Genomic DNA, 15,699 nt, shown 5'->3' on the forward strand with positions numbered 1-15,699 from the left:
ATGAGCCAGAGCACCGAACAGCAGCAACTACAGGGTGGCACCAGCTTCAGCCAGGATGAGTTTAGTGCGTTACTCAGTAAAGAGTTCCGCCCGAAGAACGATCAGGCACGAGAAGCGGTAGAAAGCGCGGTAAAAACTCTGGCGCATCAGGCGCTGGAAAATACCGTGACTATCTCGAACGATTCCTATCGCACCATCCAGTCACTGATCGCGGAAATTGACGAGAAATTATCGCAGCAGATTAACCAGATTATTCATCACGATGAGTTTCAGAAACTGGAAAGCGCCTGGCGTGGCTTGAGTTATCTGGTGAATAACACCGAAACGGATGAGATGCTGAAAATCCGTTTTATGAGCATCTCCAAGCAGGAATTGGGACGCACGCTGAAGCGTTACAAAGGTGTTGGCTGGGATCGTAGCCCATTGTTCAAGAAAGTCTATGAGCAGGAATATGGTCAGTTTGGTGGCGAACCCTTTGGTTGCCTGGTGGGCGATTACTACTTTGACCACGGCCCGCAGGATGTGGAGCTACTGGGTGAAATGGCGCGTATTGGCGCTGCCGCGCACTGTCCATTTATTACCGGTGCAGCACCGGAAGTGATGCAGATGGAGTCCTGGCAGGAATTGGCCAATCCACGCGATCTGACCAAGATCTTCCAGAACACGGAATACGCGGCCTGGCGCAGCCTGCGTGAATCGGAAGATTCACGTTACCTCGGCCTGGTGATGCCACGTTTCCTGGCGCGTCTGCCGTATGGTATCCGCACCAATCCGGTCGATAGCTTTGATTTCGAAGAAAAGACTGACGGTTCCGATCATAACAATTACGCCTGGAGCAACGCCGCTTATGCGATGGCGGCGAACATTAACCGTTCGTTTAAAGAGTACGGCTGGTGTACCTCCATTCGCGGCGTGGAATCGGGCGGGGCGGTAGAAAATCTGCCTTGTCATACCTTCCCGAGCGACGATGGCGGCGTGGATATGAAATGTCCAACCGAAATTGCCATCAGCGATCGCCGTGAAGCCGAGCTGGCGAAAAATGGGTTTATGCCGCTGGTGCATCGTAAAAACTCCGATTTTGCTGCCTTTATTGGTGCGCAGTCGTTACAGAAACCGGCTGAATATCACGATCCTGACGCGACTGCCAATGCACGTCTGGCGGCTCGACTGCCGTATCTGTTTGCCTGCTGCCGCTTTGCTCATTATCTGAAATGCATCGTGCGCGACAAAATTGGTTCTTTCCGTGAGCGCGATGAGATGGAGCGCTGGCTGAACGACTGGGTGATGAACTACGTAGACGGTGATCCGGCTAACTCATCTCAGGAAACCAAATCACGCAAGCCGCTGGCGGCAGCCGAAGTCAATGTTGAAGAACAGGAAGATAATCCGGGTTATTACGCGGCGAAATTCTTCCTGCGTCCGCATTATCAGCTTGAAGGTCTGACGGTATCACTGCGACTGGTATCAAAACTGCCGTCGCTGAAATCGAAAGATAATTAATCGTTGCGAATGATTCAGAGAATCTGAATTTTCAGGTTCTCTGCACCCTTTTCTTATTGCGTTAATTCGTAATAAGAATCCCCTCTGAATAACACATGTAGCGCTATTCAGAACACGAGGCAGAGGTAAAATATGGACTGTTTTATTCAGCCCCATGCTTTCCTGTTTGCCATAACGATGCTTGTTAAAAGCAAAGCGTAAATCAAACAAGAGAAGAGAATTATGGCTATAGATATGTTTTTAAAAGTTGATGGTGTGACGGGTGAGTCAAAGGACTCTAATCACACCGGCTGGACGGATATTACCTCCTTTAGCTGGGGGGCGACTCAGCCTGGCAATATGGCAGTAGGTGGCGGCGGCGGTGCCGGTAAAGTGAACTTTAATGATCTGAGCGTGAATGCCCTGATCGACAAATCCACCTCCGCTATTCTGAAGTACTGTGCGAACGGTAAACACGTGACTAAAGTGGAACTGTCCGTGTGCAAAGCCGGTGGTTCTCAGGTTGAATATGCGCGTATCACGCTGGAAGACGTGCTGGTTTCTCGTCTGGATTACACAGGTGCTGCCAATGGCGACACTCTGGCTGTGACCTACGGTTTCCAGGCAGCGAAAGTGAAACAGCAATACTGGGAGCAAAGTTCTTCTGGTGGTAAAGGTGCTGAGAGCAGCGCTGGCTGGAATATTAAAGAAAACAAAGAGTCGTAATTGTTTTATAAGGCGGCCTTACGGGGCCGCTTTATGTGATATTAAAAAATAACTGCATTTAATAGCAAAAGGATATTGTGATGAGCGGAAATAGCATGGTTGAACCGGGTTTTTGTGTGGTGCAACGTCCCGGCAGACTGACAGAGCAGGCGATGTTTCTGTTCGGAAACCGCAATATTGCGGCGGCCAATTACTTTTTGCAATTAAATGCGGATGTCGCCTGGGCGAAACCAGGGCAGATACTGATAGTGGCTGATCCCTACGGTCATAACAGCCCGGCAGCCATGAATGCGTTGAGAGCAGCAAAAACTGCGACCAATAACAGCCTGGATCATCTCTCTGCAGATGAAGCCAGCTTTTTTCATCAGCATTACGCTTCGATTGCAGCAATCACCAACTTTATGGACAAATCATCGGGTGTTATCGGTGATGCCGGAGAGAAATATTTCGCGGAGATTGGTAAAAAACTGACCGCCATTGAGGTCGCTTACCGCAACCAATACCTGACTGCGGGTACGCTTATCGGCGAGCAGTTCTTTGTTGAGCGTCGTCGTTTGTTTGGCGAACTGGATGTGCTGTTAAATAAATTTTCCCGTCTGGTACTGAAATTACAGCCTTATCAGAAGTTAAAACACGCTTTAAACCTGTCAAGTTCATCGATCGTACACGACTGGGAGAGTGCAGGGGTTGGTGCAATTCGTGGTTACTCCACCTACGTTGATGGTGCCGCGAAGGCCGCAAAGTTTATGAAAATGGGTGGCTGGGTATCGATTGGATTTAGTGCGTTGAATACGACAAATGATGTTTATGATGCCTGCACCGTAGACCGCAGGGATGAATGTGCTCAGGTTGCGGTAAGTAAATACACCCAGTTTGCTGCCAGCACTGCGGCAGGCATTTATGGTGGCATCGGTGCGGCCCTTGCCCTGAGAGGGGCATGTCTTGCGGTTGGAGCAGTTACTGGACCTGTCGGATTGCTAACGTGTACTATAGTCAGCTCTGCTGCTGGTGGAATAATTGCAGCAAAAGGTGCAGAAGTGAGTGTGGGTTCTTTAATGGATAAGTTATTATGACATTGGCTGATTATTTCCTATATTTATCTCTGGTGTTATATTTTATCGCATTCTCTTCACAGTTAGTCGCTTATTTTGTTTTCAAAAAAAATCAAAGTAAGTACGAGTCTTTATTGAGTGACTTCAGACAGCACGGTATTCAGTTGGATATCATCACGAATTTTGCATCTTTTCTTGGTCCAATATTTAATGCGCATAAAATAGCTTATTTTGTTGATGTTTATCACGGAAAGAAAATTTATCTGGATAGAAATAAATCCGTGAGTGAAGAAGCGAACTTGTTTGTTAAAAATCAGCCGCTGAGCAGAATTTCCTGGATATTGAGTTTGCATAAGTTAAATGTTGCCAGTTTTACGGTGCTGTTTCTTGCTGTTGCATTAAGTTTTATATCCAATTCTTTTCTGAAGTAGCTCAATGGTGGTGTGGTAGGTACTATCGTGGATAAATACGATGCCTTTTATGATTTCCTGCTTTTCTTACAAGTTTTTTTATTACTTCTTACTTTCAGTATTCATATGTATGGAGTCTTCCTGTTCAAAATTAATGCCAGAATCTATGATTCTCTATTAAAGGATTTTGGTAGTAAAGGCTTGCAATTGGATATAATAACCAGCATCTCCACTCATTTTGGAAGTTTCTTGAATGAGCTTAAAATCATGTATTTTACCCGCCTCTACTATGGGAAGGCGTGGTATTACAAGAAAAATGAGGTGGTGAGTGCGGAAACATATCAGTTTGTTCAGGAGCTCCCAAAGGATAAAATTGGCTGGATTATTAAACTTCATCGAGTAAATATGTTTGCTTTCGGTATGGCTGGGTTGTTCGTTGTAGTCGCTTTGATCTGGAGATTTTTGTATTTTTGAATTATCAAGGATGAGTCAGGTTAATATGTGTGATTTTTTTATGTACGGAAGCGTATTTTTGTTCTTTTTGATTGGATTTTTGCATATATATGCGAACTTTGTTTTTAAAAGAAACAAAAACAAATATGATGATTTTTTAGATGAGTATGAACAAGCAGGGCTGCAGTTAGATCTTACCACCAAAGTCTCTAGTCATATGGGTTTCTATGCTAATTATCAGAAATTGGCTTTTTTATGCGATTGTATCGTTGGGAGAAAATACGATTTTCGCGTAATGAGTTTGTCAGGAGGGAAGCGTATGAGTTTGTTCAGAAACAACCAAATGATAAAATAGGTTGGATGAAAGGGTTGTTGAGTTTGTATAGGGTGATTTATTTTATAACGGCTTTATTTTTTTCTTTTATGGTGATTTTTATTCATGTGTGTAAGTGACTTGTAGATTTAACCCGCCTGTAGTCGAGTTGGTTTCCTCAAAAGGAGAGGGAAGCTCATGAATAAAAGAGTAGCAATAGCATCATTACTGGCTCTGTATCAATGTTATGCCAATGCTCAGAGTGTATGTAGCCATGCGGTAAGTGATAGTGAAAACTATGCCTGCCGTAAAGAAGAGAAACTTAAGTCTGAACAAGCCTTAAATACGGAATACCTTGCGGCGAAAAAAAGAATAGAAGATGAATACAAATCTTCACCTGTAGATCTGAAAAATTACCTCGATATTCTCATCAAGTCCCAGAGAGGATGGCTTGTCTATCGTAATGGTCAATGTAATCTTGAATCCTTTATCGCCGAGAAAGGCACCATTGTTCACAATACCCTTAATGATACATGTATCTCCCGAATAGATATGGGACGTGTCGAACAACTTAAAATCATACCTTATAACTGACTTTACCGGTATCAAACCATTCTGGCTTTATAAATTAAACTTCCCCACTCAAAAAAATCAGCTCCCTATATCCCGCCCCTTTCCTCCGAGAGGTGCGCAATATAGATGCCGAACAGCTAACCGCAGGAATCCGTTATGCGCTTTACGATAATAACGACTAAACCCGGCCATCAGCCGCCGCAAGCCCTTTTTGACTTCTTACCACCTGGTGGCACCATTGGTCGTGGTGTTGATAACAACCTGGTGTTACCCGATGACGACCGTACCATCTCCCGTTTACAGGCCATTGTCCATATTACCGCTGACGGTGAATGTCGCCTGACGAATCGCGGCAACGTCACGCGTGTGATGCTGAACGATATTCCGCTGGAACGTGGGCGACAGGTGGAATTACAGGACGGCGATATTCTCGGCATTGATGACTATCAGCTGCTGGTTAATGATATTAACGCACAGCAACCCGCTCAGCCGCCGAAGGCCCCATCCCAGTCGGTGACCAAACCTGCTGTGATTGCTGATGAACCCCCCGCAGCAGTGGCCAGCGGTACCGCTGCGATCCCTAGTGAGATCTGGGATAGCCTGGCGAAGGAGTTCTCCATCTCCGATGATCTCTCGAAGCCAAACAAAGTGACACCCGCAGCGCCAGAAGTGAACCCGTTGACGGCCCCCGCATCGCCCGATCGTAACCCGGAAGATCCGCTGGCCTCACTGATTAATGATGCCCCGCTGGATATTGGTCAGCAGCCTAAAAATAACAGCCTGTTTGATGCCGGTGACGCCCTGTTCGCCCAGGACAGTATTTTCGACGATGCAACGCCGAGCGCGCTGGCAGGGCAGAAAAGCGTCGTTGCAGCGGCACCGCCCGAAGCGAAGCCCGCGGAACTGGACCCGCTCAGCCTGTTTGGCAGCCAGAGCGCTCCCGATCCTCGTATTCATGACGATCCGCTCGGCCTGATGATGGGAGGGGCGGTTCCGCTGGCACAGCCACAGCCAGCGCAAGCCATCAGCGTCACCCAACCTGAGCCTGAAGAAGAAGCCTCAGACGTCAAACTGGCCGATCTGAGCAGTTCACCGCTGTTTGACGACACCGAAACACAACCAGCCGCTGAACCTGTGCCATTGATTGATGAGGCCGTGGAAGCCAGCCCGGCAAGCCAGGTTGAATACGGCGGCATCACCCTGCCGACACCGCAGGCGGTACAACGTACACCATCACCGACGCCGAAAGGTCGTCTGCGTATTGACCCGGTGGCTTCCAGCAGCCAGAGCGGTACTTCAGCTCAGAGCAGTGGCGACGCGTTAAAAGGCGAATTGCTGGATGCCTTGCTGGAAGGCATGGGGTTGCAGGATTTGCAGCCCACGCCGCAGTTCGATCGTGAACAGATGCGTCAGTTTGGTCAGATGCTCAGCATGTTCTCACAGGGGACGGTGGCGCTGCTCTCTTCACGTTCGATTCTGAAGCGTGGCGTAAAAGCGGATATGACGGTGATTCTCGACGACGCCAACAACCCCTTCAAATTGCTGCCCTCGGGCAAAACTGTCCTGATGCAGATGTTTGGCAGCCGCATGCCCGGCTTTATGCCACCCCGTCAGGCGGTGCGTGATGCACTGATCGATTTGCAGGCGCATCAGTTGGGAATGATCGCCGGAATCCGCGCCATTATCGCTTCGATGCTGCAATCCTTTAACCCGGATCAGCTGGAAGAAGAGGCGCGTCAGGCGGGATCGGTATCGCGTCTGGGGCTGCCCGGCAGTCGCAAGGCGGCATTGTGGGAACATTTTGTTGAGCGTTACGGTGAAACAGCCGGAGAAATCGAAGACGACTTCCACACCCTGTTCGGCGAAGCCTTCCTGCACGCCTATGACATGGAAGTTAATCAGTACAAAGACTCACAAACCCACACGGATGACGCATGAATATCACCATTGCTTCCACGTCGAATCAGGGCGACCGCGCCAGCAATCAGGATCAGACCGGTGAAATCATCGGTGAACGTTCAGCCTGCTTTGTCGTTTGTGACGGCGTAGCGGGCTTTCCCGGCGGTGAGGTGGCGGCCACCATCGCCCGCAGCAGCCTGATGGATGCTTTCAACGGTGATAGCCACCTGAATGCACAGTCCATCCGCAATTATGTTAATCACGCCAATCACGCGATTCGCCAGCAGCAGAAAGCCAGCAGCGAGCACAGTCGTATGGGTACGACGCTGGTCAGCCTGTTTATCGATCGTGATTACGAGCTGGCCTACTGGGCACATGCTGGAGATAGCCGTCTTTATTTATTTCGGCGCGGTTATCTGTATCACGTCACGACCGATCACAGCCTGGTCCAGCAAATGAAAGATGCTGGTCATCAGACGGAAGGGATCAATACCAACTTGCTTTATTTTGCCCTTGGTATGGGGGATGAACAGCGTGATGCCAGCTATAGCGATGTGGTGGAGATTGAAGATGGTGACGCCTTTTTATTGTGCACCGATGGATTCTGGCACGGCGTCACGCTGGAGCAGATGCAGCAATCGTTGCATATGGTCAATACGCCACAGGAGTGGCTGACGCTGATGCAACAAATCATCAGAAACGACCAACCGGAAAAAGGTCAGCAGGATAATTTCAGTGCGCTGGCTGTCTGGGTTGGTTCACCTCAGGACACCACCTTACTGCACTCGCTGTCAGATGCGGCGCAGTTTTTCCCTCTTCGCGATTGAGAACGCCAACATGAAATATGGATTACTGGGTCTGGCTGCGTTGCTGCTGAGCACACACGCTTTTGCAGAGAACTATCGCATTGTTCAGTCCCCGGCACAGAAACTGGATGTCTGGATTGATGACGTAAAAGATAACCAGCTGGCAAGCTGGTGCCAGAAGAGTGTGGATCTGCGCATCGTCACCAAAGGTGAAAAAAATGCAGCGGTACTGGATGGATTCCTGCCGCGCGTGGCGGGGCTGATGGCTTCCCAGTGTAAGTCGCTGCAACAGCTGCATTGGCAGCTGGAGGATGAGCAAGGTCACGCGCTGGCAGAGGGCAGTGCCGAGCAGACGAAGAACTGGCAGCCCGTCACCACGCCACCACCACCCGTCGCTGCCCCAGCACCGGCGGCACCGGTGCTCAATTCACCCCCTGCGGATACCACGCCCTGGCAGCAATTCAGTCTGCTGGATGGGTGCCATTTCCGTACCTGGTGGACTCAACCGGCACATTCCAGCGCGATTTTTGTCCCGTCGAAACAGGGACTGGTCTGCGCTCAGGATGGCTGGCTGAGTGGTCACAGCACCCTGACACAGATGGGGAATGGCGCAGCAAAATCGGTGGAAGTCACCTTCCTGCAGGGATTTCCGGTTGCCGGGCTGAATAGCAAACCCTCACCCCGTGAACTGACGATTACCACGGTCAACCGTGAGCGCATGGTGCTGAGTAACGAGAAATCACCAGAAAGCTGGTTGGTATTGCCGTTTAGCCCGCAGTTTAACGGCTGGCAGGCACCTGATCAGGTGGTGGTACAAATGCCAGCCAGCGATGCTGCGGATGAAAGCGCATTACGCGCCCGGCTGCAGGAAGTACGCAAAGTCTGGTCGCCGTGGCTGAACAATGCATCACCGCTGAAAATTCTGCTGGTGGAACAATTGCATCCGGAACTGAAAGATCCGGCTGCTGCCGTTTATCGCACCGTTAACTAACGCAAAGGAGCATGCATGGACAGGTTACAACAGCGTCTGGCTACCGCATCACTGGCGGAAAATCTTGCCAGCATTACGGCGCAGATCCAGGCGAATCCGGCTGATGCCGATTTGCGCGCTGCCTTTGTTCAACTGCTGTGTCTGGCTGGCAACTGGACGCGAGCGCAAACCCAGCTGCAATCCTGGCTGGCATTGACCCCGCAGGCGCAACCGACAGTCACGCTGCTGCAACAGGCGATTGCCGGTGAACAACAGCGCGCTGCGGTATTGCAGGGTGAAGCTCAGCCACACCTGCCGGGCAGTGCCTGGATGTGGTGTGAAACCTTGCTGGCTGCGTTGCAGGCTGACATTGCCGGAGATGTTGCACATGGCACCGAACTGCGTCAGCAGGCACTGGAAAACGCTGCCGCGAATCCGGGTTCGCTGGAGCAACAGGACCAGCAGATGGATTTCCCCTGGTTGATGGATGGTGACAGCCGTTTTGGTCCGGTTTGTGAGGCGCTGGTTAACGGGCGTTATTACTGGATTCCGTTTGCCGCCATTCGTGAAATGCAGTTTCAGGCACCGACCAGCGTGACGGATCTGGTATGGCGTCACACGCGGGTACAACTGGTGGATGGCAGCGAGCAGGTCTGTCAGCTTCCGGTGCGTTATCCTCTCACGGCAACGCCTGAAGAGCGCTGGCTGCGTAGCAGCGTCACCGAATGGCAACCGCTGGGCAATGACGACAGCCAGTTTATTGGTCACGGTCAGAAAGTCTGGCTGAGCGACAGCGCTGAATATCCGCTGCTGGCGCTGCAGCGCCTCACGTTCGATCTCGTCGAGTCGTCTTATGAGCCGTGATTATCCTGCGCAACAGGACGGCTATGCCCAGCTGCATGGCGGCTATCGTGCGCGTAAAAATCGCGACACCCTCACTTCGCGTGACAAGTTGCAATCATCGCTGCTGGATCGTCTGACCGATGATGCCCCCGACAAACGCACGGAGCCTGGCAACAGTATCCTGATCAGCCACAGTACTTTGCGTCGCCATGTGCTGCGTGATTTGCAGTGGCTGTTTAACACCATCAACAACGAAGCGCAGCAGGATCTCGACTGCTTTACCCATGTGCAGCGCTCGGTGTGGAATTTCGGCGTCGCACCGCTGGCCGGGCAAAATATGTCCGATATCGAATGGCAGGATGTCCAGCGCAAAATGACCGATGCCATCCTGCATTTTGAACCCCGTATCCTGCCGCAGGGTTTGCAGGTGCGTTGCGTTAGCGACCTGACTTCCCTCGATCTGCACAACGTGTTGTCACTGGAGATCAAAGGTCGCCTGTGGTGCGTACCTTATCCGCTGGAGTTTCTGTTCCGTACCGAGGTGGATCTTGAAAGCGGCCATTTCGAACTACAGGATGCGGGGTAATCATGGACAGTAAACTGCTCGACTACTACAACCGTGAGCTTGCCTATCTGCGCGAAATGGGAGCGGAGTTTGCTGCCCATTACCCCAAAGTGGCGGGGCGATTGGGGATGCGCGGCATTGATGTCGCTGATCCTTATGTTGAACGGTTGATGGAGGGGTTCGCGTTTCTCACCTCCCGCGTGCAGCTGAAAATGGATGCAGAGTTCCCACGCTTCTCGCAGCGGCTGCTGGAAATGATTGCACCGGGTTATCTGGCACCCACACCTTCGATGGCGATAGCTCAGTTAACGCCGGACAGCCGTAAAGGGGATATCAGCAACGGCTTTCTGGTGCCACGCGGCACCATGATGGAAAGCCAGAGCCTGAAAAAATCCGGCGTCACCTGCAGTTACACCACGGCACACGACGTGATGCTCCATCCCTTACGCATCAGTGAAGTGTCACTGGGTGGCGTCCCGGGTGATATCCCGTTGGGTGAACTGAAACTCAGCGGACATGGTGCCAGTAGCGCGTTACGGGTGCGTATCGAGTGCGAGGGCGTTTCCTCTCTCAGTCAGCTGAATCTCGATGATTTGATGCTATACCTCAGCGGGCCGGATATTCAGGCGCTGAAGTTACTGGAACTGTTGATGCAGCATCGGGTTGGCATCCTGCTGCAATCGGTAGAGGCGCAGCCACAGCGCCAGGTGCTGGCAGATAGTGCGCTGCAACAGCAGGGCTTTGCACCGGAGCAGGCATTGTTGCCGGACGATTTGCGCAATTTCGATGGCTATCGGCTGTTGCAGGAATATTTTGCCTTCCCGGCGCGTTTTCAGTTTATCAGCCTGCACCAGCTGGCGTCGTTTCTGGCGGGATGCCACAAAGCACAGGCATTCGACATCATCATTTTGCTCGATAAGGCCGACCCTGAGCTGGAAAGCGTGGTGGATCGCAGCCATCTGGCGCTGCACTGCACACCGGTGATTAATCTGTTTCCGAAAACGGCTGAGCGCCTGAAAGTCAGCGACAGCCAGCATGAATATCATCTGGTGGTGGACAATATCCGCCCGCTGGATTATGAGGTGTACTCGGTGCAGCGGCTGTTTGCCACGGTAGACGGGCAACGCGAGGAACAGGTTTTCCGCCCGTTCTGGAGCACTTTCAGCCCGGATAGCGGCGACTATGGCGCGTATTTTTCTCTGCGCCGCGAACAACGCACCCTCTCGGAACATGCGCAACGTTACGGCACCCGCACCGGCTATATCGGTTCTGAAGTTTTTCTCTCACTGGTTGATGAACATCATTCGCCGTGGCGGGATGACATGCGTTTCTTCTCCGCTGAAGTGATGTGCACCAGCCGTGATTTACCGCTGATGTTGCTGCAACAGGAGCAGGGCAACTTCGTCATGCCGGACTCTATCCCGGTAAGCCAGCTGACGCTCTGCAAAGGGCCAACACCGCCGCGTCCGGCGCTGGCTGAAGGGTTATCCTCCTGGCGGTTGATAAGCCATCTGCAAATGAACTACCTCAGCCTGATGGACAGCGCTGACGGCGAAGGTGCTGCTGCATTGCGTCAGTTACTCAGCCTGTATGCGAATCTGGCTGAGGCACCGGTGGCCCGCCAGATTGAAGGTATCCGCCATTGCCAGCTGAAGGCGGTGCATCGTCGTGTCCCTGAGCCAGGGCCGGTGGTGTTTGCTCGCGGCGTGAGTATCGCGCTGGAGGTGGATGAGCAGGTGTTCTCCGGTGCCAGCCCATGGTTGTTTGGCAGCGTGCTGGAGCGTGTCTTCTCGCGGCTGGTGGCGCTCAACAGCTTTACCGAATTGACCCTGAGCAGCCAGCAACGGGGCGAAATTGGTTACTGGTCGCCACGTATGGGCCAGAAGGCACTGCTATGAGTGATGTCGCACAGGTTATTCCGCTGCAGCGCGCCAGTCGTCTGTCTGATGATTTCTGGCAGGCGGTGATGGCTGCGCCCTGGCGCTACGATCTTTTCCAGCTGTTGCGCAGGCTGAATGCGCAGAGTGGTCAGCGTTATAGCCTGGGGCGTGCGCCACTGCCGAAGTTCGAAGCCGTCCGTCTCGGCCAGACGCCTTCACTGGCGTTTGCCCCGGCGACGCTGGCTAAAGTCAGTGAGCGCGAAGAGGATGGACGTCATGATGTCTCGATCTACAGTTTTGGCCTGTTTGGTCCAAATGGTCCGCTCCCGACGCATCTGACTGAATACGTGCGCGAGCGCATCAGCCATCATCAGGACCACAGCCTTTCAGCTTTTGCCGACCTGTTCCACCATCGTGCCACGCTGCTGTTTTATCGCGCCTGGGCTGATGCGCAGCCGACCGCCTCGCTGGATCGCGGTGACGATAAACGCTTTCAGGATTATCTGGCGTGTCTGGCGGGCATTGGTTTTCCGGCGCAACAGCAGGCCAGTTCGCTCAGCCTGCATGCCCGACTGATGCTGGTGGGCCATCTCAGCCGCCACGGACACGATGCAGAAGGTTTAGAACGCATTCTGCGCCTCTATTTTGGTGTGCCAGTGACGATGGAGCAAAACGTACCGCAATGGCTGACGCTGGATCACCGTGACCAGGCCCGACTCGGTGCCGGAAGGCAAATGCCTCGTCTGGGAGAGTCCGCCTTTCTTGGGATTGCAGTGCGTGATGTTCAGCATCGCTTCCGCCTGCGTTTTGGCCCACTTAGCGCTGAGCAATATGCGCATTTCCTGCCCGACGGGAAAGGGGCATGCGAGGTGCGCGACTGGGTGCGCCATTATCTCGGCATCGAAATGCAATGGGATCTCAGCCTGATTCTTGCGGCTGAAGATGTCAACGGCGTGACTTTAGGGGGTAATGCCCGTCTGGGTTATACCAGCTGGCTGGGACAGCCCGACCAGCCTGTCGATCGCGAAGATTTCGTTTTTGAGGTTGAGGCCGCTTCGCTCTAGCCCAACCCCTTTTCCCTGCCACATAGCCAGCTTCTTCATATTACAGGACCCGATATGTCTGAAATCAGCCGAGCCGTGTTATTCGGTAAACTGGACACGCTGTTATTTTCCTCGCTGGAAAGCGCCACCGCCTTTTGTAAGCTGCGTGGCAATCCCTATGTTGAACTGGTGCACTGGCTGCATCAGCTGATGCAGCAACAGGAGGGGGATTTACAGCAGGTCATCAGCCATTTTTCACTGGATGAAAACGCGCTGACGCGGGATATCGTGGCGGCGCTGGATCGCCTGCCGCGCGGTGCCAGTGCCGTCTCCGATCTTGCCGAACACATCGACAGCGCGGTAGAACGCGCCTGGGTTTACGCCTCGCTAAAATACGGTGCAACACGCATCCGTGGCGGGCATCTGCTGATCGGCATGCTGAAAACCTTCAACCTCGCCAGCGTGCTGAAAGGCATTTCATCGCAGTTTGCGCGTATTAATGCCAACGTGCTGCTGGAGCAGTTTGACACCTTACTCAGCAACAGTAAGGAAGTGCAGCAGGCGCTGACGCAGCCAGATGTCTCCGCACCCGCGGCGGCCGGTACCAGCACCCTGGTGCAGTACGCGCAGGACCTCACCGCCCGGGCGCGCAGTGGCGCGATCGATCCGGTGACGGGGCGTGATGAAGAGATCCGCCAGATGGTGGATATCCTGATGCGTCGCCGCCAGAACAATCCGCTGCTGACCGGTGAAGCGGGCGTCGGGAAAACGGCGGTCGTTGAGGGGCTGGCGTTGCGTATTGCGGCAGGCGATGTACCTGCTCCGCTGCGCGATGTGCAGCTATGGCTGCTGGACATTGGCATGCTACAGGCCGGTGCCGGGATGAAAGGCGAGTTTGAGGCGCGGCTCCAGGCGCTGATCAACGAGGTGCAATCCAGCCCGACGCCGATTGTGCTGTTTGTGGATGAGATCCATACGCTGGTCGGTGCGGGCGGTCAGCAGGGCACCGGCGACGCAGCAAACCTACTGAAACCAGCGCTGGCACGCGGGCAACTACGAACCATCGGTGCTACCACCTGGGCCGAATACAAAAAATATATTGAGAAGGACCCGGCGCTGACCCGCCGTTTCCAGACGGTGCAGGTACAGGAGCCGGATGAGGCGAAAGCCATCCAGATGCTGCGCAGTACCGTGAGTGCGCTGGAAAAACATCATCAGGTGTTGTTGCTGGATGAGGCGGTGAGTGCGGCGGTTAAGCTGTCCCATCGCTATATCCCGGCACGCCAGCTGCCGGATAAAGCTGTCGCACTACTGGATACCGCCTGCGCACGTGTGGCGGTCAGCCAGGGGGCGCAGCCCGCCGCACTGGAAGATTGCCTGCATCGCCTGGCGGCGCTTGATATCGAAGCGGAAATCGCCGAACGCGAGGCTAAAGTCGGGTTGGGTGCCCACGGGCGTCAGCAGGAAATTGCTGTGCTGCACGCGGAGCTGTCTGCCACCCGCGATGCGCTTATGACTCGCTGGCAGCAGGAGCGGGAACTGGTTAATCAATTGATCGCCTTGCGGGCACGTTGTGTCAGCGAGGGGGAGACCACGCTGCGCAGTGAGCTGGACGCCACACAGCAACAACTGCGTGCGATCCAGGGGGAAGAACCGTTGCTGTTTGCCGCAGTGGATGCCAGCGTGGTTGCCGCCGTGGTCTCAGACTGGACTGGCATCCCACTGGGACGCATGGTGAAGAACGAAATCGATGCGGTCCTCAATCTTGCCGATACCCTGAATCAGCGGGTGATTGGACAGCGCCATGGTCTGGATCTGATTGCCAGACGGGTACGCACCGCGCGTGCGCGACTGGATAACCCGAATAAGCCGGTAGGCGTGTTTATGCTGTGTGGTCCGTCGGGGGTAGGGAAAACCGAAACCGCCCTGGCGCTGGCGGAATCCCTGTATGGCGGTGAACAAAACGTCATCACCATCAATATGAGCGAATTCCAGGAAGCGCACACCGTCTCTACGTTAAAAGGTGCGCCTCCGGGGTACGTCGGTTACGGCGAAGGTGGCGTCCTGACCGAAGCAGTGCGCCGCCGTCCTTACAGCGTGGTGCTGCTGGATGAAATCGAGAAGGCTCATCCCGATGTGCACGAATTATTTTTTCAGGTGTTCGATAAAGGCTGGATGGAGGATGGAGAAGGACGCCATATCGATTTTCGTAACACCATCATCATTCTGACTTCCAATGTCGGTACGCAGCTGATCAGCGCGCTCTGTGCCGATCCGGAGCTGTTGCCCGAACCTGACACGCTGAGTACCGCACTGCGCAAACCGTTGCTGGAGGTTTTCCCTCCGGCATTGCTGGGACGCCTGCTGGTGGTGCCTTATTACCCGCTGAGTGATGCGATGCTGGCGGAGATTGTTCGCTTGCAGCTGACGCGCATTGTGCGTCGTCTGGCAGAGAATCATGGCATTGAGGCGGATATCGAAGACTCGGTCGTCAGCCAGATCGTGCAGCGTTGCACCGAAGTGGAATCCGGTGGCCGCATGGTCGATGCCATTCTCACCAATACCCTGTTGCCGCAAATGAGCCAGATGTTGCTCAGCGCCCATGCCCGTGATGAACGTTATCGCCGGGTACAGGTGCGCTGTGAGCAGGGCGAGTTTGTTTGCCAGTTTGATGTCTAAAGCCGTTC

Annotated in this window: 14 protein-coding genes; all 14 read left to right on the forward strand. The window is 53.3% G+C overall.

The genetic code is table 11. The annotated features are described in order from the left end of the window. The 14 genes from tssC (at nucleotide 1) to tssH (ending at nucleotide 15,691) form a co-directional block, all read left to right on the forward strand. A complete protein-coding gene (gene tssC, locus RCF31_RS00690) occupies nucleotides 1-1,500 on the forward strand; it encodes a type VI secretion system contractile sheath large subunit (RefSeq protein WP_416412156.1) in 1,500 nt (499 codons plus the stop codon). 222 nt (nucleotides 1,501-1,722) lie between these two features. Further along, nucleotides 1,723-2,205 (forward strand): Hcp family type VI secretion system effector, encoded by a 483-nt coding sequence (locus RCF31_RS00695; protein ID WP_084875884.1) that lies wholly within the window; start codon nucleotides 1,723-1,725, stop codon nucleotides 2,203-2,205. 80 nt (nucleotides 2,206-2,285) lie between these two features. Continuing rightward, nucleotides 2,286-3,278, forward strand: a complete 993-nt coding sequence (locus RCF31_RS00700; protein ID WP_416412158.1) for a hypothetical protein — start codon at nucleotides 2,286-2,288, stop codon at nucleotides 3,276-3,278. Further along, a complete protein-coding gene (locus RCF31_RS00705) occupies nucleotides 3,275-3,688 on the forward strand; it encodes a hypothetical protein (RefSeq protein WP_299449424.1) in 414 nt (137 codons plus the stop codon). Before RCF31_RS00700 ends, RCF31_RS00705 begins: the two co-directional genes overlap by 4 nt. A gap of 27 nt (nucleotides 3,689-3,715) precedes the next feature. Beyond that, entirely contained in the window at nucleotides 3,716-4,141 is a 426-nt protein-coding gene (locus RCF31_RS00710) for a hypothetical protein (protein ID WP_416412159.1), read from the forward strand. A gap of 490 nt (nucleotides 4,142-4,631) precedes the next feature. Then, entirely contained in the window at nucleotides 4,632-5,027 is a 396-nt protein-coding gene (locus tag RCF31_RS00715; RefSeq protein WP_416412161.1) for a lysozyme inhibitor LprI family protein, read from the forward strand. A 135-nt stretch (nucleotides 5,028-5,162) separates the two neighbouring features. Next, nucleotides 5,163-6,944 (forward strand): type VI secretion system-associated FHA domain protein TagH, encoded by a 1,782-nt coding sequence (gene tagH / locus RCF31_RS00720; RefSeq protein ID WP_416412163.1) that lies wholly within the window; start codon nucleotides 5,163-5,165, stop codon nucleotides 6,942-6,944. After that, entirely contained in the window at nucleotides 6,941-7,732 is a 792-nt protein-coding gene (locus RCF31_RS00725; RefSeq protein ID WP_299449432.1) for a PP2C family protein-serine/threonine phosphatase, read from the forward strand. Before tagH ends, RCF31_RS00725 begins: the two co-directional genes overlap by 4 nt. 10 nt (nucleotides 7,733-7,742) lie before the next feature. Continuing rightward, entirely contained in the window at nucleotides 7,743-8,702 is a 960-nt protein-coding gene (locus tag RCF31_RS00730) for a hypothetical protein (protein WP_416412164.1), read from the forward strand. A gap of 15 nt (nucleotides 8,703-8,717) precedes the next feature. Further along, a complete protein-coding gene (locus RCF31_RS00735; RefSeq protein ID WP_416412166.1) occupies nucleotides 8,718-9,545 on the forward strand; it encodes a type VI secretion system accessory protein TagJ in 828 nt (275 codons plus the stop codon). Beyond that, complete coding sequence (gene tssE, locus RCF31_RS00740) at nucleotides 9,535-10,110, forward strand: type VI secretion system baseplate subunit TssE (RefSeq protein WP_332666900.1); 576 nt, start codon at nucleotides 9,535-9,537, stop codon at nucleotides 10,108-10,110. Before RCF31_RS00735 ends, tssE begins: the two co-directional genes overlap by 11 nt. Nucleotides 10,111-10,112: 2 nt before the next feature. Further along, nucleotides 10,113-11,987 (forward strand): type VI secretion system baseplate subunit TssF, encoded by a 1,875-nt coding sequence (tssF, locus tag RCF31_RS00745; RefSeq protein ID WP_416412167.1) that lies wholly within the window; start codon nucleotides 10,113-10,115, stop codon nucleotides 11,985-11,987. Continuing rightward, nucleotides 11,984-13,033, forward strand: coding sequence for a type VI secretion system baseplate subunit TssG (gene tssG / locus RCF31_RS00750; protein ID WP_416412168.1), 1,050 nt, complete (start codon nucleotides 11,984-11,986; stop codon nucleotides 13,031-13,033). The genes tssF and tssG overlap by 4 nt, the downstream gene beginning before the upstream one ends. 54 nt (nucleotides 13,034-13,087) lie before the next feature. Further along, a complete protein-coding gene (gene tssH / locus RCF31_RS00755) occupies nucleotides 13,088-15,691 on the forward strand; it encodes a type VI secretion system ATPase TssH (protein ID WP_416412169.1) in 2,604 nt (867 codons plus the stop codon). Nucleotides 15,692-15,699: the final 8 nt, after the last annotated feature.

This window comes from Pantoea sp. App145 (genome assembly GCF_047947045.1).
Taxonomy (GTDB): domain Bacteria; phylum Pseudomonadota; class Gammaproteobacteria; order Enterobacterales; family Enterobacteriaceae; genus Pantoea.

Coding starts and splice junctions, on each gene's coding strand:
- tssF (WP_416412167.1), top strand. CDS start 10,113: ATGGACAGTAAACTGCTCGACTACTACAACCGTGAGCTTGCCTATCTG.
- RCF31_RS00700 (WP_416412158.1), top strand. CDS start 2,286: ATGAGCGGAAATAGCATGGTTGAACCGGGTTTTTGTGTGGTGCAACGT.
- RCF31_RS00695 (WP_084875884.1), top strand. CDS start 1,723: ATGGCTATAGATATGTTTTTAAAAGTTGATGGTGTGACGGGTGAGTCA.
- RCF31_RS00705 (WP_299449424.1), top strand. CDS start 3,275: ATGACATTGGCTGATTATTTCCTATATTTATCTCTGGTGTTATATTTT.
- tssE (WP_332666900.1), top strand. CDS start 9,535: ATGAGCCGTGATTATCCTGCGCAACAGGACGGCTATGCCCAGCTGCAT.
- tagH (WP_416412163.1), top strand. CDS start 5,163: ATGCGCTTTACGATAATAACGACTAAACCCGGCCATCAGCCGCCGCAA.
- RCF31_RS00715 (WP_416412161.1), top strand. CDS start 4,632: ATGAATAAAAGAGTAGCAATAGCATCATTACTGGCTCTGTATCAATGT.
- tssC (WP_416412156.1), top strand. CDS start 1: ATGAGCCAGAGCACCGAACAGCAGCAACTACAGGGTGGCACCAGCTTC.
- RCF31_RS00725 (WP_299449432.1), top strand. CDS start 6,941: ATGAATATCACCATTGCTTCCACGTCGAATCAGGGCGACCGCGCCAGC.
- tssH (WP_416412169.1), top strand. CDS start 13,088: ATGTCTGAAATCAGCCGAGCCGTGTTATTCGGTAAACTGGACACGCTG.
- RCF31_RS00730 (WP_416412164.1), top strand. CDS start 7,743: ATGAAATATGGATTACTGGGTCTGGCTGCGTTGCTGCTGAGCACACAC.
- tssG (WP_416412168.1), top strand. CDS start 11,984: ATGAGTGATGTCGCACAGGTTATTCCGCTGCAGCGCGCCAGTCGTCTG.
- RCF31_RS00735 (WP_416412166.1), top strand. CDS start 8,718: ATGGACAGGTTACAACAGCGTCTGGCTACCGCATCACTGGCGGAAAAT.